This is a genomic window from Actinoplanes sp. GCM10030250, assembly GCF_042666575.1.
Classification (GTDB): domain Bacteria; phylum Actinomycetota; class Actinomycetes; order Mycobacteriales; family Micromonosporaceae; genus Actinoplanes.
In genome coordinates, this window is sequence record NZ_JBHTDO010000025.1 from 98,927 (window position 1) to 121,352 (window position 22,426).

Genomic DNA, 22,426 nt, shown 5'->3' on the forward strand with positions numbered 1-22,426 from the left:
TGGGATGGGGTGGAGTGGGGTGGTCAGATCGGGCGGCGCAGGAGCAGGGACCAGTAGTCCTCGGCGTCAGTCGTCCCGTACGCCTTGCGCCTGCTCTGCCGGACGAAGCCGCGTGCCTCGTAGAACGGCAGGCCCAGTTTGTTGCCCTCCAGTGCGGCCACCCACATCTCGGTGGCGCCCAGCTCGCGGAGTTGCTCGGTGACCCGGTCGAGCAGGAGGGTGCCGAGGCCGCGGCCGCGTTCGCCTGGTTCGAGGTAGAGCATGAAGAGCTCCCCCGAGCCGGGCGAGGTGATGCCACCCGCGGCGACACCGACGACCCGGCTCTGCTCCTCGATCACCTGGCTTTGCTCCTCGATCACCTGGCTTTGCTCCTCGACCACCTGGCTTTGCTCCTCGACCACCTGGTAGCCGAGCCAGTCCGGCGGGGCCGGGGCGATCGCCTTCGCGACGCGGTCCGGCTGGTAGAACTCGGCGAGCATGCGGTCCAGGTAATCGCTGCTCACCAGACCGGTGTAGGTCGCGGGATAGGCCCGCTCGCAGATGTCGCAGATCGCCGCGACATCCGCGTCGCGGGCCGCGCGTACCTCAGCCATGCGCGAAGGATAGGGCCCTTTGCCGGATATGGTCGTCGTGCCACTCGGAGCCGACCAGGAACCGTTTCACCCCGACGATCTCGAAGCCGTGCTTGGCGTAGAACTTCGCCGCCCGCACGTTCTGCTGGTTCACGCCGAGCCAGCAGGTCTCGGCGCTGGTCGCCGCCGCCGCGTCCAGGGTCTCGGCCATCAGCGCGCTCGCGAGCCCGCTTCCGTGCCGGTCCTGGGACAGATAGAACTTGCTCAGCTCGATCGTTGTCTTCTCGTCCACCACGGCGGCCACGTCCGGGTCGGCGATCGGCCCGCGGATCAGCATCGAATATCCGGCCGGCTGATCGTCTGCGGACACGATCACGATGATCCGATCCGGGTCGGCGAGGTAGCGGCCGAAGCTCTCGACGGACAGGTGCGTGCTGATGAACGCGTCGATGTCCGCCTGCGCCGTGCCGGGCGGGCAGGCCAGGCCGAAGGTGCGGGCGGCGAGGTCGTGCAGTGACTGCTCATCGCCGAGGACGCCGTGACGCGTGGTGATCGTCATGAGGATTCAGTTTAGAGTGTTGAGAGTGCGCGCCCAGAAGAAGCAGCTCAGCGATGTGATTCCGCTGCCGGCCTCGGTGCGGCCAGCCCCGGCCGCGACCTTCACGATCATTTCCGGTACGACAGTGAGCGCGGCCGCCGAAGCCGCTGCTGTCGCCGGCCACCTGGCCTCCGCGCTGGGTCTCGAGGTCGCGGCGGGCGGTGACATCCGCCTGGTCGTCGACGGCTCCCTCGAGCCGGAGGGCTATCGGCTCGAGATCACCTCGTCAGCGGTCACGCTGGCCGGCGGAACGCCACAGGGGCTGTTCTGGGGCGTGCAGACGCTCCTCCAGCTCGGCGGCCCCGAGCTGCCGGGCGGGGTGATCGAGGACGCGCCGCGCTATCCGTACCGTGGCGCGATGCTGGACCTGGCCCGCCACTTCTTCAGCGTCCAGGAGGTGCGGGCGCACATCGATCTGCTGGTCCAGTTCAAGATCAATCACCTGCACCTGCACCTCACCGACGACCAGGGCTGGCGGCTGGAGATCCCCGGGTGGCCGCGGCTCACCGAGGTCAGCGGCGGTGCGGGCACCGGCGTCGACGGCACCGGCCCCGGTTTCCTCACCCTCGCCGAGTACGCCGACCTGAACGCCTACGCCGCCGAGCGCTTCGTCACGATCGTCCCCGAGATCGACATGCCGGGACATGTGAACGCGGCGCAGCTCGCCTACCCGGAGCTGACCGCTGACGGGCAGCCGGTCTCCCAGCGCACCGACGCCGAGGTCGGCTACAGCTCGCTGGTAGCGGGCAAGGAGGAGACGTACGCGTTCGTCGAAGACGTGATCAAGACCGTCTGCGACGTGACGCCCGGCCCCTACCTGCACATCGGCGGCGACGAGTGCCTCTCCACGCCTTCCGAGGACTACCGCACCTTCCTCGCCCGGGTGCTCCCGCTCCCCGGCAAATACGGCAAGCGGGCGATCGGCTGGCATGAGATCGCCGCCGCCGACCTCCCCGAGACCGCGGTCGTGCACTACTGGCGCCCCGAGGCCGACGAGCCCAACGTCACCCGGGCAGCGGCCGCCGGACGGCAGATCATCATGTCGCCCGCCGACCGCACCTACCTGGACATGAAGTACGACGCGGAAACCCACCTCGGCCTCGACTGGGCCGGCCTCCTCGGCGTACGGCAGTCCTACGACTGGGACCCGGCCGACCGGCTGCCCGGCGTCGGTGAGGAGGCCCTGCTCGGCGTCGAGGCGCCGCTCTGGTCGGAGACGCTGCGCACGCTCGCGGACGTGCAGTACCTCACGCTTCCCCGCCTGCCCGCCGTCGCCGAGGTGGGCTGGTCACCGCGGGGCAGCCGGGACTGGGACTCGTTCCGCACCCGGCTCGCCGCCTTCGGCCCCCGCTGGGACGCGGCCGGCATCGCCTACCACCGCTCCACCGAGATCGACTGGCCCTGATCCCTCCCTCCCCGTAACCAAGCCCAGCCCCGCCGCCCGCAGGTGCTGAACCGGCTGGCTCTCAGGGGTGTCTTTGCGGCCGCGAGACACCTCTGGGGCCCAGCTGAGTGAGTCAGCTGGCTGTCAGGGGTGTCTTTGCGGCCGCGAGGCGCCTCTCAGGTCCAGCTGAGTGAGTCAGCTGGCTGTCAGGGGTGTCTTTGCGGCCGCGAGGCGCCTCTCAGGTCCAGCTGGGTGCGTAATCCGTTGGAGCGATGGCGGCTGTCTGATCGAGGTCGGCCATGAGGCCGTATATCTCCGTGCACGGGTGCGAAACGGCCGCGTGCGAATTCGGGCCCTAGGGTGGGGTCGATGGTGCGGGAGGTACGGCTTTGAGCAACGGTGCACGAGCGGCGAGGAGATCTGTCGCCGCACTGGCCGGATTCCTGGTCGTCGCGGGGCTGCAGCTGGCAGTGGTGCTGGCGATCCTGTGGGCGGTGTTGTGGCTGCTCCCGAGCGCCTTCGCGCTCCGGGTCGGCGTGCCGTTGAGCATCGCCACCGTCGGTGCGCTCGGCTATGCGACCTGGCGCGCGCTGCACACGCGGCTGCGGATCCCGGCCGGGGTGGCGGTGACACGCGCCGACGCTCCGAAGCTGTGGGAGCTGGTCGACAAAGCGTCCGAGGCAGCGGGGGTGAGCGCGCCGGACGGTGTGACAGTGGTTGCCGACGCGACGGCGGTGCTCGGGGAACGCACCCGGGCACTGGGGTTCGTCGGCGGTCGCCGCGACCTCTATCTCGGCCTTCCACTGCTGATGGTCTGGGACCCGGACCGGCTGCGAGCCGTGGTCACGCACGAGCTGGCGCACTCGTCGCCGCGGCTGAGCCGGTGGGCGCCGCTGGCGTACCGGGGACGGGTGGCGGTGGGCCGGGTGGTGCCACGGATCTCCCGGAGAAATCCGGCGGGTGTGGTGCTGCGCGCCTACGCGGGTTACTACCGGCGGGTCGACGCTCCGTTCAGCCGGGCGCAGGAGCTGGCCGCGGACCGGATCGCGGGCGAGCACGCCGGGGTGAAGCCGGCCGTGGCGGCTCTGCGGGACCTGCCCGCTCTGGCCGGTATGCAGCAGCTTTTCCACGCGGAGTACCTGGGGCCGGGATGGCAGGCGGGATACGTCCCGGACGACGTGTTCGGCGGGTTGTTGCGGGTATTCGCCGCGCGGGCCGCGGATCTGACGCGGCTTCGGGGGCAGGAGCCGGAGCCGTCCGGGCCGTGGGACACGCACCCGCCGATGGCGGAGCGGTTGGCGGCGCTGGCTGCTTCATCTGAACCCATTGCTTCCCCCGCTGCTCCTGACCCGGCCGCCTCCCCGGCATCCTCGGTCGCCTCCGCTTCCTCGGCAGCCGCCTCCGCTTCCTCGGCAGCCGCCTCCGCTTCCTCGGCAGCCGCCTCCGCTTCCCCGGCAGCCTCAGCCGTCACCGAGGAGCAGGCTTCGCGTGACCCCTCTGGGGCGGAAGAGTCCAAAGAGGAAGCTGAGCTTCCTGAGGCGCCGGTCGAGGAGCTGGTGCCGCACCTGCCAAAACTGGGGCTGGCGTTGCAGGAGGTGGCGTTCCCGACCGGTGCGCGCACAGTCGTCGGCTGGGATCAGTGCCTCAGCGTGGCGCGTACGTCGGAGATGGAACGGGAGGCCGAGGCCGCGCTCGCCACCCTCTCGCGGGCGGCCGGAACTCCGGTGACCGGGCCCGCGCAGGTTCTCGACCTGGTGGCGGACGGGCGGCTGCGTACGGCGGCCGGCACGCTCTTCCCGCAGGGCACACCGGAGGAGACGACGACACGGATCGTCGAACTGCTGGGGCTGATGATCGCTCTGGCGGCCCTGCGCAGTGGTGTCGTCCGGTGGCGGCACAGCTGGACGGGTGCGGCAGAGGTGGTCGGCGAGGACGGCGCGTACCTGAACCTCGCCGAACTGGCAGCGGCTGCCGCGGATCCGGTGACGGTGGGGGAGGTTCGGGCGTACCTCGACAAGATCGGTGTTGATCTGGCCGCGCCGGCCGGCGGAGGTGGGCCGGCCCGGGCGCGGGTGCTCGGCGGTCTGGTCAATCTGTCGGCCGACGGCGAGCGGACCGACCTGCTGATCACCGATCTGGGGTTGTACCTGGTGCCGGGGCTGCCACGAGGACGGACTCCCGAGGCGAAACGGCGGCTGACCCGGGCCGCGGCGGAGGGTGTTCCGGCCTCAGTGGTGCCGGGGGAGGCCGCGCCGGAGGGGAACGCCACCCCGGAGGGGAAAGGCGCCCCGGAGAGGGAGGCTGCGTCTTCCGGCAATTCGGACATTGGGCGGTTCGTGGCATTTGCTGATGTCGCTGCGGTGACCACCCTGCCGGGGCGCCGTCGCGGCTGGGTGCTGGGCCTCCGAAGTGGCGGCAACCTCACCCTGCGACCCGCCCTGGACGCCGACGAACTGCCTGGTGGCTGGTCCGCCTGGGGCGATGCGGTGGCTTTCCTCGCCGGTACTCGCTGAACCGGTCGAAGGCTCCTCCCGTACCTCGAAGCGACAGAGTCTCATCCACGACGGATGAGCAACCATTACGTCACTTTGGGTCACAATTAGCTCAGCGATTGTTCGCTTCAGTCATGCCTTAATTGGGTAGCAGGGAGCCGGCAGAGGCGCGACGATCGTCTTGGAAGCGGGGGAGGCGTCCATGGAACGGGGTCCGCTGGCGCTTTTCGGAGCCATCATCGCGATCGGTGTCGGGCCGGCCCTGTGGCTGGGTGCTCAACTCGGTGCTGTCGATCTGGCTCCGAACGAGCGGCCGTCCACCGTCGGAGAGCAGTTTCCCGACAACGACACGGGAACCGTCGATTTCGGCGGGGCGGGTGCCGGAGAGCCTCCGGCCGAGGCCGACCCGGTCACGCGCTACACGGTCCCGCCGATCAAGGTCGGCCAGGCGCGCCCGGAAGCCGACCCGATCGCCGATCCGTCCGCGGACACCAGCCCCTCGTCCTCGTCCTCACCCTCGTCCAGCGCCTCAGGCTCCCCGTCCGCCTCACCGTCGGCTGAGCCGTCCAGCAGCGAGACGTCCACGCCGCCCACCGAGTCCACGAAGCCGGCCGACGATCCCGAGCCCTCGCACTCCTCCCCTCCCGGCGGCACCGGCGCCGGCGAGGAGGAACCCGCACCGGTCCAAGCGGAGAACTGAGCAGGCAGAGAACTGAGCAGGCGGAGAACTGAGCAGGCGGAGAACTGAGCAGGCGGAGAACTGAGCAGGCAGAGAACTGAGCAGGCAGAGAACTGAGACACGAGAAAGGGAGGAGAGCCCAGGCTCTCCTCCCTTTTTCGTCCGTCTGACCAAGCGAATCGCCTGGCCGAGGAATCCGTCTGACCAAGCGATCAGAGCCCGAGCAGACGGTCCAGGATGTCGCGGTAACTGCGCAGCTCCACCCGCAGCGCCTCGGTGTCGTCGGTGCCCTTGGCGAGCGAGCCGCGCTGGTCGCGGAGCGCCCTGGTGAGCTTGTCGACCGCCTCATCCACCAGGCCGGCGGCCTCGGCGGTGGCGCCCTTCGGGTCGTCGACGAAGCGGAGCTGCACGTCACGCCAGCGTTCGCGGAGCGCGTCGGTGTCGGCGGTGGGGAAGAACGGTGCCGGGCCGGAGATGGTGGGCGTCTCCGCGACGGGCTTCACGTCGTTCGAGGCGGGCTTGACCTCATCCGCGGCGTAGGCGGCCGCGATGTCCGAGCCGCTCTCGTCCCGGTCGTTGATGCCATCCCCGTCCCGGTCGTTCACCGAATCCGTGTCCGTCACCAGATGCTTGTCCGCCACCTCGTCCTTGTCCTTAACACCGTCGCCGTCGCCGTCGCCGTCGCCGTCGCCGTCCACGTCCACGTCCGTGACGGTGTCGTCGTGCTTGTCCTTCACCCCGTCGCCGTCCTTGTCGTTCGCCGTCCGGAGTTCCTGGGTGAGCTGCGGGTCGTCGAACGTGCCCCGGTCCTCGAGGGCGAGATCGACCGGTGAGTCGTCCCCGTCGCGGCGGGTCTCGTCGTGCTGCGGCGTCCCGCTCCACGCGACCTCGTCATCCGCATCGCGCGGACGATCAGTTCCGGTCACGCCGGCAGTCGAGCGGTCGCCCAGCGGGACCGTCCGGTCGTCGGCCACCCCAGAGGCGGCGTCGGTGGTGCGGTCGGTGGCGGACGGGCCGGCGTCAGTGGAGGGACCGGCGGTGGCCGACGCGGCAACCGCACCGCCCACAGTGGAGGCGCCGAACGCCGTCGGCTGCGGCGCGGGATCGACCACCGCCCGGTCCGTGCCGTCGGCCGGTCCGTGCTGCCACGGCGAGCCGGCGCGCTGCTGCGGCACCGCCACCGGGTCGGACTGCACGTGATCCGGTCCGTCGGCGTCCTCGGTGCGGACGTCGGGGTCCCGCTCGTCGGCGTTGTCCTTGGCCTCGTTCGAGAAGAAGCGCATCGTGGAACTCCTCAGCGGCTGGTGGCGTCGGGCCGGGAGCGGGCGACGCCGGAATCGGTGGCGGTGTCCTCAGTGTCGGTCACCGTACGGCCGGGCGCATCGGTCGTGGTCTCGTCCTCGGGCGCCGATCGCTGAGCCGGCGTACGCGATGCCGGCGACGAGGTGGCTGCGGAGGAGTCCGCCGGAGACGTGGCAGGGGGAGAAGCGGGGGCGGCGGGAGAAACGGGCGAAGCGGGGGAAGCCGGGCCACGGGTGGCCGACGTCGTACCGGTGCGCCCCACCGGATCCTCACCGAGCAGGTCGGCGAAGAGCGCCCGGTAGTGAACTAGCGCCTGCCGCTGATCCTCGGTCCCGGCCTCGTTGTCCTTGCTGCGCCGGCTGATGTCGTGGGCGGAGCGGTAGTGCTCCAGGGTGGCGGCGTGCTCCACGGAGAGGTTGGCGAGCCGCTCGTCGTAGTCGCCGGTCGGGTAACCCCGCTCGGCGATCAGCTTGGTGACCAGTTCGTCGGCGGTCTCGACCGCCTCCTTGGGGTCGTCCACGAAACGGATCTGGACCTCTTCCCAGGCGGCCGCGTACTTCGCACGGGACTCCGGCGACAGGGGCTTGAGTTCGAGTTGCGCGTGCCGCTTGGTGCGCTCGAGCAGCTCCTTCTCCGCGTCCGAGCGGCTGCCGGCGTCGGCGACCACCCGGTCGTACTCGGGGCCGAAGGTCTGCTGAAGCTTGCGGCGCCGCGCGGCCCGGACACCGAGGACGATCGCTGCCAGGACGAGAAGAACAACAACGATCAGGACGATGGTGACGGCAGGGGACATCAGGTTCCTCCTTCTTCCTCTGGAGGTATTCCCAACTGGTACCGGCCACCAATCCCGTTCCGGGGTAGAACGTTCCCCGACGGGACAACAGGGCGTGAAGAGCGCCGCCAGGTGGGCAGATGCACGTGCGTCTGTGTTTGCCGATGCACAGAATGCCCCGGGGCGCTGTCGCATCACCGACGATCTAGCAAAAAGATCGCATGCCAATCTGCCAGCAGAAACGGTATGGATGCCCAGCATCTGATACAGCGCGGAACTAGCTGAGACGGACGTCATTACGTATTCTTCCGGAGCGCATCTGTCAGGCGTGACGGCCGTCCCATTCTGATCGCCCCGTCACGCCTGGTGAGGCGTTGATCGTTTCCTACCGAACCCCCTCGGGCGGAGCCTGATGAGAAGCCGCAACTGGTCCATCCGTTCGAAGATCATCGCGATGGTCGCCGTGCCGCTCTCGGCACTGCTCGCGCTCTGGATCTTCGCCACTGTGGTGACTTCGGGTCCGGCCCTCACCCTGCTCTCCGCGCGCGACGCCGTGCACCGTCTCGGCGACCCGGGACTGCAACTGATCATGCAATTGCAGCGGGAACGGCATTTCGCCGCGGCCTACATCGCCGCGCGCCGTTCGACATTGGACGATCTGAACAAGCAGCGTGCGGCCACCGACGAGGCCGTGAGCGGCTTCCGGTCGGCGGCCGGCACCACCGACATGAACGAGTCGGTCCGCGCCGACGTCGCCGCGCTGGAGTCGCACCTGAGCGAGCTGGCCACGGTCCGTTCCCGGATCGACGTCCGGGACATGGACGTGCTGTCGCAGATCAAGTACTTCAACGACGCGATCGACGCCGGGTTCGACGTCTCCCGTACCGCTGCTGTCTTCTTCCACGAGCGTGTCGACAAAGAGGTCCGCGGCGTGATCAGCGCCTTCCGCGGCCAGGAGTACCTGAGCCGTGCCGACGCGCTGATGGCCGGTGCCGCGGCGGCCGGGCGGATCGACGCGGTCTCCCGCGCGAACCTCGTGGAGTACCTCAGCACCTCGCGATATCTGCTGGGCGCGGGCGTCGCCGACATGCCGGTACCGGTGCAGGGCGATTTCGCCAAGCTGCTGATGAGCACGACCTTCCTCGAGCTCACCCACATGCAGAACATCCTGATCGGTGACAACTACGTCGGCGGTCCGACACCGATCTCGGGCTCGCAGTGGCAGCCCGTTTATGACAAGGCGACGCAGGATCTGACCGCTTTCGAGCTGCGAGCCGTCGAGCAGATCGCCCAGGACGCCACCCCGCTCGCGATCAGCGTGTTGCTCCGGCTCGCCGTCGCCGGCCTGCTCGGCCTGGTCGCCCTGGTGCTCTCGATCATGGTCTCGGTGCGATTCGGCCGCTCGATCGTCGGCCGCCTCGTGCGGCTGCGCCGCGAGGCTCTGGAGATGGCCACCGATCGCCTGCCCTCGGTGGTCGGGCGGCTGCAGCGCGGCGAGGCCGTCGACGTCGAGGCCGAGACACCCCCGCTGGAGTACGGCGGCGACGAGATCGGCCAGCTCGGACGGGCGTTCAACAACGTCAGGCGTACGGCGGTGCAGTCAGCCGTCGACGAGGCGAACGTCCGGCGCGGCATCAACGAGGTGTTCCTCAACATCGCCCGGCGCAGCCAGACGCTGTTGCACCGTCAGCTCTCCCTGCTGGACAGGATGGAGCGGCGGGAGACCGAGCCGCAGGAGCTGGAGGACCTGTACCGGGTCGACCACCTCGCCACCCGGATGCGGCGGCACGCCGAGGACCTGGTGATCCTCGCCGGTGCCGCACCCGGCCGCGGCTGGCGCAACCCGGTCCCGGTGATCGACGTGATCCGTGGCGCGATCAGTGAGGTGGAGGACTACAAGCGGGTCGACATCCGCTCGGTGACCTCGTCCGCCCTGGTCGGCCGATCGGTCGGTGACGTGATCCACCTGCTCGCCGAGCTGATCGAGAACGCCGCGTCGTTCTCCCCGCCGCACACCCGGGTCCAGGTGGTCGGCCAGGTGCTGCCGAACGGCTACGCGATCGAGATCGAGGACCGTGGCCTGGGCATGAGCCCGGAGCAGATCGAGGAGTCGAACCGCCGCCTCGCCGAGCCACCCGAGTTCGACCCCACCGACAGCGCTCGGCTGGGCCTGTTCGTGGTGGCGCAGCTCGCGAACCGGCACGGCATCCGCGTCTCGCTGCGCGTGTCCGGGTACGGCGGGGTGACCGCGATCGTGCTGGTCCCCGGCGACCTGGTGACCGTCGGTCCCGGCCCGGCTGCCCCGGCCGGCTCCGGTGGCGGTTCCGGTGCCAAGGAGAGCGCCTGGGGTACCGATGACCCGGATCCCCGCTCGCTGGCGGGCATGCAGTGGCAGGGCGTCGAGGAGCTGCAACAGCTCACCGTCGCCGGGCGGCTTCCCGGTAGCGAGACCCAGCCCGCGGCCATACCCCAGCAACGTGTCGACAGCGACAGCAGCGGCCCGGCGCCGAGTGCCGTCGCGGCCGAGCTGAGCGCCGAGGGCCTGGTGCAGCGCCGCCGGACCCGCCGCAACAGCGAGCCGCAGGTTGCCGACGTCACCGCACTGTCGAACGGAGCCCCCCACGGGGCCGGTTCGAACGGGGCCGGTTCGAACGGGGCCTCCAACGGCGCCGCGAACGGCGCCACGCTCGAGCGCTCCGGTGTGCTGGCCCCGCTCGACGAGATGCCGATGGCCCCACGATCGGTGCCGCGCAACTCGGCGCCGGCCGCCCCCGCTCCGGTGGCGCCGGTCTCGGCCGCCCCGGCGTTCGGCGCCACCGAGCCGCTTGCCGGAGACGGCGCGGACGAGGACACCGCCGCCCTGGAGAACCTGCCCAAGCGGGTCCGGCAGGCGAACCTGGCACCGCAGCTGCGCAAGCCGGTCGTGCAACCGGAGTCCACCGCTCCGGAGCGCAGCCCCGAGCAGGTCCGCACCCTGATGAGTGCGTTGCAACTCGGCACCACCCGCGGCCGGATCGACGCGTCCCGCGTCACCCCGCCCGCTGATCAGGCACCGGCTGGACCGGTACCGGTGACACCGGAGACTCCGGGCAGTGAACCCGCCGCGGAGCCGGACGCCACGGCGTTCGACGAGGCGGCTACCGTCACCTTCCCGGCCCTCGTCGATGTCGCGGCGGCACGGGAGAAAGCAGTTTCCGGGACCGATGCGGGCGCGTCTGGCGACCGCGCCGCGGGCACCGGAGAGAACCTCAGGCTGGAGAAGGACGCATAGTGGCAACGACGAAGCAGAGCGCGAACCTCACCTGGCTCCTCGACGACCTCGTCGAACGCGTGCCAACCGCGCAGCAGGCGGTGGTCCTCTCCGCCGACGGGCTGATGCTCGGCTGCTCCGCGGCGATGAACCGGGAGGATGCCGAGCACCTCTCGGCCATGGCGGCCGGTTTCCAGAGCCTGGCCAAGGGCGCGAGCCGGCACTTCCGGGCGGGGCAGGTCCGGCAGACCGTTGTCGAGATGGAGGAGGCCTTCCTCTTCGTCACGGCCGCGGGGCAGGGCGCCTGCCTGGCCGTGCTGGCCTCGGCCGACGCCGACCTGGGCCTGATCGCGTACGAGATGGCGATGCTTGTCACTCGGGTGGGACAGATCATGAGCGCTCCGGAGCGGTCGGTGCTCACGCCGTCCGATGCTCTCTGAGCAGCCGCGTGTGACCCCAAACGACTGGATGGACCACGATGCGGGACCGGTGGTCCGTCCCTACGCGATGACCCAGGGCCGGGTCGCGCCCTCAGACGGTGACTTCGACCTGGTCGCCTTCGTGGTGGCCACCGTCCCGGACATGCCGCAAGGCCCGCAGTTGCAACCCGAGCACCACGCCATCGTGGCTGCCGCCTGGGAGCCGATCTCCGTGGTTGAATTGGCGTCCCAGCTGGACCTGTCGATCGGCGTGGTCCGTGTGCTCCTCGGTGATCTACGTTCAGCGGGACTGATCTCGCTGTACGAACCTCCGGCGGCCTCGCAGCCGCACGACGTCGACGTACTCAAGGCGGTTGTCAATGGACTCCGTGCGCTCTGACCGCCACGGCGGCTCGTCGCGCATTCCGGTCGCCCTCAAGATTCTCATTGCGGGTGGCTTCGGCGCGGGCAAGACCACCATGGTCGGATCGGTCAGTGAGATCCGGCCACTGCAGACCGAGGAGGTGCTCACCGGTGCCGAGGGCGCTGATGACGTCTCCGGTGTCGAGGGCAAGACCACCACGACGGTGACCATGGACTTCGGCCGGATCACCATCACCGAGGACCTTCAGCTGTATCTGTTCGGGACCCCCGGCCAGGACCGCTTCTGGTTCCTCTGGGACGAGCTGTCGCAGGGCGCTCTCGGTGCCGTGGTGCTCGCCGACACGCGCCGGCTGGCCGACTGTTTCCCGTCGATAGACTATTTCGAGCAGCGTGGTACGCCGTTCGTGGTCGCGGTGAACTGCTTCGACACCGAGCACCGCTTCGCTCCGGACGCGGTGGGCCGTGCGCTCGACCTCGACCCGGGTGTGCCGGTCGTCCTCTTCGACGCGCGTGACCAGGTCGCCGCCCGCAACGTGCTGATCGAGCTGGTGGAGTATGTGGCACGCCGCCAGCTGACCTCCGCGGGCCGGCGCTGACCGAGCCGGCTGCCGGGGATCAGGCCGGCGCGGGCCCGGTGCTGCCGCGCACCATGAGCGTCGCCGGCAGCACGATGTGCGGCACCGGGCCGGTCTCGCCGGTCCGGGCGCGCCGGATGGCCTCGGTGAGGGCGGCCGCGGCCACCCGGCCCTTCTCCTCCACGTCCTGACGAACCGTCGTCAGTGGTGGCTGTAGCTGCGTCGCGAGTGGACCGTCGTCGAACCCGATGACCGACAGATCGCCGGGCACTGTCAGCCCCAGGTCGTCGGCGGCCTGTAGCACCCCGACCGCCGTCGTGTCGGAGAAGCACAGCACGGCGGTGGGCCGGTCCGCCGCCGACAGCATCAGGCGCGCGTCCCCGCGTACGGCATCGGTTTGATCCAAAGGGTGACGGATGACGACCGGCTCGACCCCCGCGGGCTTCAGCGCGTCGAGCCAGCCCAGCAGCCGCAGCCGGGAGGCGTGGCCCTCCACCAGCGCCGACGGGTCCGCGATGAAACCGCGCTGCCCGTGGTGGCCGCTCATCACGATGGCGATGTGACGGTGGCCAAGATCGATCAGGTGCTGGGCAGCCGCCCGGGCGCCCTCCCGGTCGGCGATGTTGACGGTCGGCACGTCGTCGGTGAACTCCTGGTCGACGAAGACCATCGGTAGCCGGCGGCGCCGCAGCCAGGACACCGCCGTCGACGTGGGGTCGCAGGCGTAGACGAGCGCGCCGTCGATCGCCACGTCCCGGGCGGGGATCAGATCCTCCGAGGTCGACGAGGTGAGCAGCGTGATGGCCAGGCCGGTGGGCGCCAGCTCGTCGGCGATCGCGCCGAGGAAGCCACCGGCCACCAGGTCGGTGAACGCATATCGCAGGGAGTCGGTGAGCAGGATGCCGACGGCGCCGGTGGTGCCCTTGGCCAGGGCGCGGGCGGTCGGGTCGGGCCCCGGGTAACCGAGGTCCTGCGCGGCGGTGAGGATGCGCTCGCGCAGGGCGGGGGAGAGCTGGTCGGGGCGGGAGAACGCGTTCGACACCGTCATCCGGCTCACACCGACCCGATCGGCGATGGTCTGCAACGTCACCCTCGGCACCCGGTCACCGCTCCTCTCCGCTGCCCACACGGTAGCGCCGGTGGCCGGGACCACCTTTCACCGGACGGTGGCGGCGGGTGGTCCCGGCCCGGGAACGAGCGAAGATCAAACCGGGTGGTGCCCGGCGGGTGCGATGGCGGCGGCTGCTCGGTAGAGCGCCCTTGACAGGGACAGACGCACTTTCGGGGTACGCCTGGCGCGTTCCCGGTGCGGCACGACGGGTGCACCCGGACGCGCGCTGTGGACCTCACGGGTCACGTCCTGGAGCCCGCGGACGTAGGCGGTGGGCAGTTCCATGACAGTCTCCTCGGTTCCCGATCCGTACCTGTTATCTATACCGGTATAGTAAACCGGTTTTCTGTACCGGTCAAGAAGGTGAGCCGACGGGACGCGGATCCGACAGTGTGATGGGATCAGGGGTATGGGTTCGAGTGCTGAGTACGTCTTCGTCGGCTGCTACACCGGAGAGAAGGGCGGCGAGGGCGACGGCATCACGCTGTTGCGGCGCGATCCGTCCACCGGAGACCTGGCCCGGCTCGGCCTGGCCGCGCGTACGCCGTCCCCGTCCTTCCTCGCCCAGCACCCCACCCTCCCGGTGCTGTACGCGGTGAACGAACTCTCCGACGGCACGGTCAGCGCCTTCTCGGTCGCCCCCGACTGCTCGCTCACCCCGCTGGCGGTGCGGCCGACCGGCGGTGCCGACCCGTGCCACGTCGCGGTCACCGCGAGCGGCAAGCACCTGGTCGTGGCCAACTACGCCAGCGGCGCCGTCTCGGTGTACCCGCTGGACGCCGAGGGCGCGCCCGGCGAGCGCAGCGACCTGCTGACCCTGACCGGCTCCGGCCCGGACGCCGAGCGCCAGGCCGGTGCGCACGCCCACCAGGTCGTGCCGGACCCGAGCGGTACCGACGTGCTCATCTCCGACCTGGGCTCGGACCGGGTGTGGCGGTCCCGGCTGGACCCGGTGTCGGGCCGGCTCGGCTCGCCGGAGCCCGCTGTCGAGGCGAAGCCCGGCACCGGCCCGCGTCACCTGATCCGGTCCGCCGACGGGGCGCTGCTCCTGGCCGGCGAGCTGGGCGCCAACCTCACCTGGTACCGGCCCTCCGGCGGCCCGGTGCTGGAGCAGCGCGGGGAGGCGGCCGCCAGCACGCTGCCCGGTACGGTCTACCCGTCCGAGGTCTGCATGGGCCGGAACGGTCGCTTCGTCTACGTGGCGAACCGCGGCCCGGACACCGTTTCCGCCTTCTCGTGGGACGGCGAGACGGCCACCCTGATCGCCGAGGTGCCCACCGGAGGCGTCTGGCCGAGGCACATGACCCTGCTCGGGGATCACCTCTACGTAGCCAATGAGCGCTCACACAACGTGACTGTCTTCCGCATCGACCCGGATACCGGAATCCCCGTTTCGCAGGGTGAGCCGGTCGGCGAGCCGAGCCCCACATGCCTGCTCCGCTGGGCCTCTCCAATGATCAGGTCATAGGTCAGATCAGTCACTTAGGGGCGTTCGTGATCTTTAGCGCGAAATCCGGCGGAGCGAGGACGAAAGTCGCTACTCCTCGAGACGGCGTCGTGACGGAGCGTACTTCCTAGATCGGAAACGGCCAATCCGAGTAATTTTCGACCGAACGTATATGGCATTCAGCTTCCGACATGCGCACTATGGAGCGCGTGTCTGGCCGCCATCGTAGGAACTTCAATTCAAAGGGAGCCGGCGTCGTCGGAGGCGCGATGGCAATAGTCGTCGTGGTTGCCGGGTCGTGGCTCACCTATCAGCAGTTCGCTGACTCCGGTTGTACCGGATCGGTGCGACTGTCCGTCTCCGCTTCGCCGGAGATCGCCCCAGCCGTGGAGCAGATCGCGCAGACCTGGATCCAGGAGGGTGCCAACGTCGATGGCACCTGCATCGCGGTCGATGTCGCCGAGCAGAACTCTTCGCAGGTCGCCGGCGCGGTCTCCCGTGAGCACTCTGTCCAGCTGGCCGGCCTCGGCACCGCGCCGGAGTCCGTCCAGGTGCCGGACGTGTGGCTCCCGGACTCCTCCACCTGGCTGCTGCGCCTGAAGAACGAGGCTTCCGGCTTCTCGCCGACGAAGATCGCCTCGGTCGCGCAGAGCCCGGTGGTCCTCGCCATGCCGGAACCGATCGCCAAGCAGTTCGGCTGGCCCAACCAGAAACTCGGCTGGGACACACTGCTGGCGCAGGTCGGCACCAGCGACAAGATCAAGTTCGGCATCGTCGAGCCGACCGTCGACGCGGCCGGGCTCACCAGCCTGCTCGCGATCAGCTCGGTCGCCGGCACCGACACCGAGGGCCTCAAGCGCAAGTCCCGCGCGCTGACCACGCTGGCCGAGAACAAGTCGAAGCTCCGCGAGGAGCTGCTGGAGAGCTTCCCCCGCTCGGCCGACCCGAGCGAGATCGCCTCCAGCCTGAGTGCCGCGCCGCTGTCCGAGGAGGACGTCGTGGCGTACAACTCGCAGCAGCCCGCGGTCCGGCTCAGCGCCATCTACATGGACCCGAGCCCGGTGCCGCTCGACTACCCGTACTCGATCATGCCGCAGGTGGTCGACCAGCAGAAGTCGGCGGCTGCCGACGGCCTGCTGGCCCAGCTGACCGCGGCCCGCGCCAAGGACGTGCTCAGCACCTTCGGGCTGCGCTCCCCGGACGGGTCGTACGGTGCGACCTTCCAGGCGCCGGTCGGCGCTCCGCAGGCCTCGCCCGCGATCACCCCGTCGACGGGTGACTCCGAGGGTGGCGCCGCCGCCTCGGGCGTGGACGGCAAGGTGCTCAGCCGCGCTGTCGGTAGCTGGGTGGCGACCACGCAGCCCGGCCGGGTGCTCGCGGTCTTCGACGTCTCCGGCTCGATGTCCAACCCCGTACCGACCGCCGGCAACAAGACGCGTGCCGAGGTGACCCAGGCCGCTGCCCGGTTCGGTCTCGGGCTCTTCAACAACCAGTGGTCTGTCGGTGTCTGGCGGTTCGCCACCAAGCTGGACGGCAAGAAGCCGTACAAGGAGGTCGAGTCGATCAAGCCGCTCACCACGGGGCGTGAGGAGCTGGCGGCGTCGATCGAGCAGCTGGACCCGGTGTCGGGTGGGGCCACCGGCCTCTACGACACCATCCTCGCCGCGTACAACGAGGTGAAGCAGGGCTGGCAGAACGGCAAGTCGAACTCGGTCATCCTCTTCACCGACGGCATCAACGCCAACGATGACGGCATCGACCAGGATCAGCTGCTGGCGGCCCTGAAGAAGGCGCAGGATCCGACGAAGCCGATCCGCCTGGTGCTCATCGGCATCGGCAACGAGGTCGACAAGAACGAGCTGCTGTCGATCTCCAAGGTCGTCCGGGGCAGTGGCGTGTTCATCGCCACGGACGAGGCGAAGATCGGTGACATCTTCTTCGAGGCCATCGGTACGCGTACCGGCGCGCAGTAACCGGCGCTACAGGCACTGAGCGGCCGCCATCCCCGCGGGGGTGGCGGCCGCCGCCGTTTCCGGCTGCTTTCTTTTCAGGGGCGGCGCAGCCAGGCGGCCGGGTCGTCGCGGACTGCCCGGATGACGGTGTCCGCCGCACCGCGCATCGCCGCGTCCGCACCCAGCGCGGCCACCCGCAGCGTGACCGGAGCCAGCGCCGAGGTCAGCACGCGGCGCTCCAGCTCCGCCTCGATGCCCTCCCGGAGCCGGCCGAAGTAGGGCGCGTAGGCCCCGCCCAGCACGATCACCGGCACGTCCAGCAGGTTGACCACGGCGGCCAGCGCGATGCCCAGCGCCCGGGCGGCCAGCGCCTCGTCGCCGGGAAGGGCTTCCTGCCCCGCGTACTGCTCCAGGCAGCCGTGAGCGCCGCACCGGCAGGCCCGCCCGTCGGGGAAGACGGTCACGTGGCCGATCTCGCCGCTCCAGCCGCGGACGCCCCGGTAGAGGTCACCACCGAGGACCAGGCCGGCGCCGATGCCGACCTCACCGGAGACGTACAGGAAGGTGGGGTCGCCGCCGGCCACCCGCAGCTCGCCGAGGGCCGCCAGGTTGGCCTCGTTGTCCACCGTGACCGGCAGGTCGGCCAGCTCGGGGGTGGCCCGCAGCAGGGCCGGTGCGTCGACGTCCTGCCAGCCGAGGTTCGGCGCGACCCGGACCAGCCCGTCGCCGGTGACCAGGCCCGGCACGGCGAGCGCGGCGCCGGCCACGATCAGCCCGTCGGCCTCGGCGGCGAGCCGGGCGCGGGCCGCGAGCCGGCCGAGCGCGGCGAGAGCCTGCGCGGCGCCCGCGGGACGCTGGTCGGCGTGCTCGACGAAGCGCTGGCGCAGCGCGCCGGTGAGATCGACGACGCAGGCGGCCAGATAGTCGACGTTGATCTCCAGGCCGAGGCCGGCCGGCCCGGCGGAGGTGAGCGCGAGCCCGGCCGCGGGGCGACCGGCCCCGGTGCGCGGTGCGGGTGCCACCTCGGTGAGCAGCCCACCGGCGATCAGGTCGTCGACAAGGGCGGAGACGGTGGCGCGGGTGAGCCCGGTGGCCGCCGCCACGGCTGCCCGGGATGGCTGATCTGTGCTGTTCGCCACGGTGCGCAGCACGAGCGCGAGATTATGGGCGCGGACGCTGGCCTGACGCACCGGCGTCGTGGGGGCGCTCAACACCCCTTGACTTTGCCATACGACGGCCAAATAATTCAACCAATAAACAAATCACCGGTGTTTCGCTTCGTTCCGTGGAGGTAAACCGTGTCGTCCCAGCCCACACGCGATGACAAGTTCTCCTTCGGCCTCTGGACCGTCGGGTGGCAGGCTCGTGACCCGTTCGGTGACGCGACCCGCACCGCCCTCGACCCGGTCGAGGCCGTGCACAAGCTGGCCGAGTTCGGCGCCTACGGCATCACGTTCCACGACGACGACCTGGTGCCCTTCGGCGCGGATACGCAGACCCGCGACGGCATCATCGCCGGGTTCAAGAAGGCGCTCGACGAGACCGGTCTTGTCGTCCCGATGGTGACCACCAACCTCTTCACCCACCCGGTGTTCAAGGATGGCGGCTTCACCAGCAACGACCGCTCCGTCCGGCGTTACGCCCTGCGCAAGGTGCTGCGCCAGGCCGACCTCGGCGCGGAGCTCGGCGCCAAGACCCTCGTGCTCTGGGGCGGCCGCGAGGGCTCCGAGTACGACTCGGCCAAGGACGTTCAGGCCGCCCTCGACCGCTACCGTGAGGCGCTCAACCTCGTCGCTCAGTACTCCGAGGATCGCGGTTACGGCCTGCGCTTCGCCATCGAGCCGAAGCCGAACGAGCCCCGCGGCGACATCCTGCTCCCCACCGCCGGCCACGCCATCGCGTTCACGCAGGAGCTGGACCGTCCGGAGCTGTTCGGCATCAACCCCGAGGTCGGCCACGAGCAGATGTCCAACCTCAACTTCACCCACGGCATCGCCCAGGCGCTGTGGCACGGCAAGCTCTTCCACATCGACCTGAACGGTCAGCACGGCCCGAAGTTCGACCAGGACCTGGTCTTCGGTCACGGCGACCTGCTCGGCGCGTTCTCGCTGGTCGACCTTCTTGAGCACGGGCTCAACGGCGGCCCGGCCTACGACGGCCCGCGCCACTTCGACTACAAGCCCTCCCGCACCGAGGACTACACCGGTGTCTGGGAGTCGGCCAAGGCCAACATGCGGATGTACCTGCTGCTCAAGGAGCGGGCCAAGGCGTTCCGCGCCGACCCGGAGGTCCAGGAGGCGCTCGCCGCAGCCAGGGTCGCCGAGCTCGGCACCCCGACCCTCAACCCCGGCGAGACCTACACGGACCTGCTCGCCGACCGCGGCGCCTTCGAGGACTACGACGCCGACGCGGCCGGAGCCCAGGGGTACCACTTCGTCCGCCTCAACCAGCTCGCCATCGAGCACGTCCTCGGGGCCAGGTAGTCAGCTATGGCTCTGGTTGCCGGAATCGACAGTTCCACGCAATCGTGCAAGGTCGTGATCCGGGACGCGGAGACCGGCAAGCTCGTCCGGCAGGGCCGGGCGAGCCACCCGGACGGCACCGAGGTGCATCCGGACGCCTGGTGGTCGGCGCTCCAGGAGGCCATCGAGCAGGCCGGTGGCCTGGACGACGTGGCCGCCGCCTCGGTCGCCGGCCAGCAGCACGGCATGGTGGTGCTGGACGAGCACGGGCAGGTGGTCCGCCCGGCGCTGCTGTGGAACGACACCCGCAGCGCCGGTGCGGCCGCCGACCTGATCGAGGAGCTCGGCGGCGGTGACAAGTGGGCCGACGCGGTCGGCATCGTGCCGGTCGCCAGCTTCACGCTGACCAAGCTGCGCTGGCTGGCCCGCACCGAGCCGGCGAACGCGGCGAAGGTGGCAGCGGTCTGCCTGCCGCACGACTGGCTGACGTGGAAGCTGTCGGGTTCCACCGACATCGCCGACATCAGGACCGACCGCAGTGACGCCAGCGGCACGCTGTACTGGTCCGCCGCGACCAACGAGTACCGGCACGACCTGCTGGAACTCGGCTTCGGCCGCCGGATCGGGGTTCCCGGGGTGCTCGGCCCGACAGGCGTCGCCGGTCACCTGCCCAACGGCGCCCCGCTCGGTCCGGGTGCCGGGGACAACGCGGCGGCCGCCCTCGGCACCGGCGCGCTCCCCGGCGACGTGATCGTCTCGATCGGCACGTCCGGCACGGTTTTCGTCTCCTCCGATGTGGCGCCGCGCGACCCGTCCGGCACGGTGGCGGGCTTCGCCGACACCACCGGGCGATTCCTGCCGATCGTGGTCACGCTGAACGCGGCCCGGGTGCTCGACGCGGCCGCCAAGCTGCTCGGGGTGGATCACGAGGAGTTGTCCCGGCTCGCGCTCTCCGCTCCGGCGGGCGCGGACGGGCTGGTGCTCGTGCCGTACCTGGAGGGTGAGCGCACGCCGAACCGGCCCGACGCCACGGGTGCCATCCACGGGCTCACCCTGAAGACGTCGGATCCGGCTCACCTGGCGCGGGCCGCTGTCGAGGGCATGCTTTGCGCCCTCGCCGACGGCCTGGACGCGCTTGTCACGCACGGTGCCGCGGCCAACCGGATCGTCCTGGTGGGCGGCGGCGCGCGCAGCGAGGCGGTCCGCCGGATCGCGCCTGCGCTGTTCGGCAAGCCGGTCCTGGTGCCGCCGCCGGGTGAATACGTCGCTGACGGTGCGGCCCGGCAGGCCGCGTGGGTCACTCTCGGTGGGGACGTTCCGCCGGCGTGGTCGGCGGAAACCCCTGAGGTGTACGAGGACACGAGCGTCCCGCTCATCCGAGAGCAGTACGCCTCCGCGCAGAACGCCGTCCTCGACCGCGTTCGCTGATCTCTCCCGTTCCGGGGTGACCCCATGCCGGGGTCGCCCCGGAAACTTTTTCTCCAGTTCTTGTTGTCCGCTCCCTCCTGCGACATCTACGGGCACAGCAGCACCGGCCGACATCCCCCTCGGCCGGCATCCCCGTACGTAGGAAGGGCCGTTATGGCGGAGAGAACAGTGGCGGAGAGAAGATCTCACAAACGGACCCTGCTGGGTCTCGTGGCCGCGCTTGTCGTGCCGGCCGGGCTCGTCGGTTACTCGATCATGCCGTCGAGTGCGGCGGCAGCCCCGGCCGCCGGGAGCACCTATCAGCTGATCGTGAAGAAGAGCGGCAAGTGCATCGACGTGCCGGCCGCCTCCAAGGACAACAGCGCCCTGCTCCAGCAGTGGGGTTGCACCGCGAACTCGGCCTGGCAGCAGTTCAAGCTGGTCGCGTCGGGCAGCAACTTCCTGCTCCAGAACGTCAACAGCACCAAGTGCATCGACGTGCCCGGCGCCTCCACCACCTCGGGCCAGCAGCTGCAGCAGTACACCTGTGTCGGCTCGCAGACCAACCAGCAGTGGCGGCTCGCCGCGTCGGGCACCGACACGTTCCAGATCATCAACGTCGGCAACGGCCTGTGCATCTCGGACCAGGGTGCTTCGACCGCCAACGGCGCGGCGATCATCCAGGAGACCTGTACGGCCAACTCGAACAAGCAGTGGGCGTTCACGCAGGTCTCCGGCGGATCCACGGGTTCGTTCACCGTGGCGGCTGACGGCACCGGCACGTACCGGACGGTGCAGGCGGCGATCGACGCGGTCGGCGCGAACAACACCAGCCGTCAGACGATCACCATCAAGCCGGGCACGTACCGGGAGATCGTGACGATCCCGTCGAACAAGCCGTTCATCACGCTCAAGGGCGGCGGTGACACGAACGACGACGTGGTGATCGTCAACAACCACAGCTCGGCCGGCGGTTACGGCACGTCGGGCAGTGCCACGCTGTTCGCCAACGGCAAGGATTCCGGTGCCACCAACCTGACGATCTCGAACGACTACGGCGAAGGCTCGCAGGCGGTCGCCGCGAACCTGAACGCCGACAAGCTCGTCTTCGACAACGTCCGGTTCCTCGGCGCTCAGGACACCCTGCTGGTCAACAGCGGCCGGTCCTACGTCAAGGGTGGTTACGTCGAGGGCACCGTCGACTTCATCTTCGGCGGCGGCACCGCGGTCTTCAACGGCACGAAGATCTACCAGAAGCGGGCCAGCGGTGGCCCGATCACCGCGGCCAAGACGGACGCGGCGAACGCGTACGGCTTCCTGTTCTACAAGGCGACGGTGACCGGCGCGACGAACAACACCACCCAGCTCGGCCGCCCGTGGGGCCCGGCCGCGCAGGTGCTGTTCCGTGAGTCCAGCCTGAGCGCCACCATCAAGACCGCTCAGCCGTGGACCGACATGTCCGGCAACACCTGGCAGAACGCTCGCTTCTTCGAGTACGCGAACACCGGCTCCGGCGCCACCACCAACAGCAACCGCCCGCAGATGAGCGCCTCGACCGCGGCGAACTACACCCCGCAGAAATACCTCGCGGGCTCGGACAACTGGAACCCGGTGGGTTGA

19 protein-coding genes are annotated in these 22,426 nt (G+C 70.0%); 12 read left to right on the forward strand and 7 right to left on the reverse strand.

The genetic code is table 11. The annotated features are described in order from the left end of the window. Positions 1 to 23: 23 nt before the first annotated feature. Complete coding sequence (locus ACFQV6_RS28365) at positions 24 to 593, reverse strand: GNAT family N-acetyltransferase (RefSeq protein WP_378030653.1); 570 nt, start codon at positions 591 to 593, stop codon at positions 24 to 26. Continuing rightward, positions 586 to 1,131: a GNAT family N-acetyltransferase gene (locus ACFQV6_RS28370; protein ID WP_378030654.1), complete on the reverse strand. Its 546-nt coding sequence runs from the start codon at positions 1,129 to 1,131 to the stop codon at positions 586 to 588. The genes ACFQV6_RS28365 and ACFQV6_RS28370 overlap by 8 nt, the downstream gene beginning before the upstream one ends. 25 nt (positions 1,132 to 1,156) lie before the next feature. On the opposite strand from ACFQV6_RS28370, the gene ACFQV6_RS28375 reads away from it, so the two are divergent. The 3 genes from ACFQV6_RS28375 to ACFQV6_RS28385 all read left to right on the forward strand — a co-directional run bounded on the left by ACFQV6_RS28375 (position 1,157) and on the right by ACFQV6_RS28385 (position 5,746). Further along, positions 1,157 to 2,575, forward strand: coding sequence for a beta-N-acetylhexosaminidase (locus ACFQV6_RS28375; RefSeq protein ID WP_378030655.1), 1,419 nt, complete (start codon positions 1,157 to 1,159; stop codon positions 2,573 to 2,575). A 368-nt stretch (positions 2,576 to 2,943) separates the two neighbouring features. Beyond that, positions 2,944 to 5,067, forward strand: a complete 2,124-nt coding sequence (locus ACFQV6_RS28380) for a M48 family metalloprotease (RefSeq protein ID WP_378030656.1) — start codon at positions 2,944 to 2,946, stop codon at positions 5,065 to 5,067. A 181-nt stretch (positions 5,068 to 5,248) separates the two neighbouring features. Further along, positions 5,249 to 5,746, forward strand: coding sequence for a hypothetical protein (locus ACFQV6_RS28385; protein WP_378030657.1), 498 nt, complete (start codon positions 5,249 to 5,251; stop codon positions 5,744 to 5,746). Positions 5,747 to 5,937: 191 nt separating this feature from the next. Here ACFQV6_RS28385 and ACFQV6_RS28390 read toward each other — a convergent pair whose 3' ends face one another. Then, positions 5,938 to 7,008 carry a hypothetical protein gene (locus tag ACFQV6_RS28390; protein WP_378030658.1) on the reverse strand — a complete coding sequence of 357 codons (1,071 nt, stop codon included), beginning with the start codon at positions 7,006 to 7,008 and terminating at the stop codon, positions 5,938 to 5,940. An 11-nt stretch (positions 7,009 to 7,019) separates the two neighbouring features. Further along, positions 7,020 to 7,820 carry a hypothetical protein gene (locus tag ACFQV6_RS28395; protein WP_378030659.1) on the reverse strand — a complete coding sequence of 267 codons (801 nt, stop codon included), beginning with the start codon at positions 7,818 to 7,820 and terminating at the stop codon, positions 7,020 to 7,022. A gap of 391 nt (positions 7,821 to 8,211) precedes the next feature. On the opposite strand from ACFQV6_RS28395, the gene ACFQV6_RS28400 reads away from it, so the two are divergent. The 4 genes from ACFQV6_RS28400 to ACFQV6_RS28415 are packed head-to-tail and all read left to right on the forward strand — an operon-like array spanning position 8,212 to position 12,448. Beyond that, positions 8,212 to 11,070, forward strand: a complete 2,859-nt coding sequence (locus ACFQV6_RS28400; protein WP_378030660.1) for a nitrate- and nitrite sensing domain-containing protein — start codon at positions 8,212 to 8,214, stop codon at positions 11,068 to 11,070. Then, positions 11,067 to 11,489, forward strand: a complete 423-nt coding sequence (locus tag ACFQV6_RS28405; RefSeq protein WP_378030718.1) for a roadblock/LC7 domain-containing protein — start codon at positions 11,067 to 11,069, stop codon at positions 11,487 to 11,489. The genes ACFQV6_RS28400 and ACFQV6_RS28405 overlap by 4 nt, the downstream gene beginning before the upstream one ends. After that, positions 11,479 to 11,868: a DUF742 domain-containing protein gene (locus ACFQV6_RS28410; protein ID WP_378030661.1), complete on the forward strand. Its 390-nt coding sequence runs from the start codon at positions 11,479 to 11,481 to the stop codon at positions 11,866 to 11,868. The genes ACFQV6_RS28405 and ACFQV6_RS28410 overlap by 11 nt, the downstream gene beginning before the upstream one ends. After that, complete coding sequence (locus ACFQV6_RS28415) at positions 11,849 to 12,448, forward strand: ATP/GTP-binding protein (RefSeq protein WP_378030662.1); 600 nt, start codon at positions 11,849 to 11,851, stop codon at positions 12,446 to 12,448. The genes ACFQV6_RS28410 and ACFQV6_RS28415 overlap by 20 nt, the downstream gene beginning before the upstream one ends. A 19-nt stretch (positions 12,449 to 12,467) precedes the next feature. Here ACFQV6_RS28415 and ACFQV6_RS28420 read toward each other — a convergent pair whose 3' ends face one another. Further along, positions 12,468 to 13,517 (reverse strand): LacI family DNA-binding transcriptional regulator, encoded by a 1,050-nt coding sequence (locus ACFQV6_RS28420; protein WP_378030663.1) that lies wholly within the window; start codon positions 13,515 to 13,517, stop codon positions 12,468 to 12,470. Positions 13,518 to 13,631: 114 nt separating this feature from the next. Next, the gene (locus ACFQV6_RS28425; protein WP_378030664.1) at positions 13,632 to 13,823 is read right to left on the reverse strand and encodes a hypothetical protein; all 192 of its coding nucleotides are present in this window, start codon (positions 13,821 to 13,823) and stop codon (positions 13,632 to 13,634) included. A gap of 124 nt (positions 13,824 to 13,947) precedes the next feature. Here ACFQV6_RS28425 and ACFQV6_RS28430 point away from each other — a divergent pair, with 124 nt between their 5' ends. Further along, positions 13,948 to 15,006, forward strand: a complete 1,059-nt coding sequence (locus ACFQV6_RS28430) for a lactonase family protein (RefSeq protein ID WP_378030665.1) — start codon at positions 13,948 to 13,950, stop codon at positions 15,004 to 15,006. A 248-nt stretch (positions 15,007 to 15,254) separates the two neighbouring features. Next, positions 15,255 to 16,958, forward strand: coding sequence for a VWA domain-containing protein (locus tag ACFQV6_RS28435; RefSeq protein WP_378030666.1), 1,704 nt, complete (start codon positions 15,255 to 15,257; stop codon positions 16,956 to 16,958). 74 nt (positions 16,959 to 17,032) lie between these two features. Here the strand turns inward: ACFQV6_RS28435 and ACFQV6_RS28440 are convergent, their stop codons facing one another. Continuing rightward, positions 17,033 to 18,088, reverse strand: a complete 1,056-nt coding sequence (locus ACFQV6_RS28440; RefSeq protein WP_378030667.1) for an ROK family protein — start codon at positions 18,086 to 18,088, stop codon at positions 17,033 to 17,035. Between the two features lie 147 nt (positions 18,089 to 18,235). Between ACFQV6_RS28440 and xylA the strand changes: the two genes are divergently transcribed. From xylA to ACFQV6_RS28455, 3 genes are all read left to right on the forward strand, one after another. Further along, positions 18,236 to 19,420 (forward strand): xylose isomerase, encoded by a 1,185-nt coding sequence (xylA, locus tag ACFQV6_RS28445; RefSeq protein WP_378030668.1) that lies wholly within the window; start codon positions 18,236 to 18,238, stop codon positions 19,418 to 19,420. Positions 19,421 to 19,426: 6 nt separating this feature from the next. Next, complete coding sequence (gene xylB / locus ACFQV6_RS28450) at positions 19,427 to 20,827, forward strand: xylulokinase (protein ID WP_378030669.1); 1,401 nt, start codon at positions 19,427 to 19,429, stop codon at positions 20,825 to 20,827. Positions 20,828 to 20,980: 153 nt separating this feature from the next. After that, positions 20,981 to 22,426 (forward strand): pectinesterase family protein, encoded by a 1,446-nt coding sequence (locus ACFQV6_RS28455; protein WP_378030670.1) that lies wholly within the window; start codon positions 20,981 to 20,983, stop codon positions 22,424 to 22,426.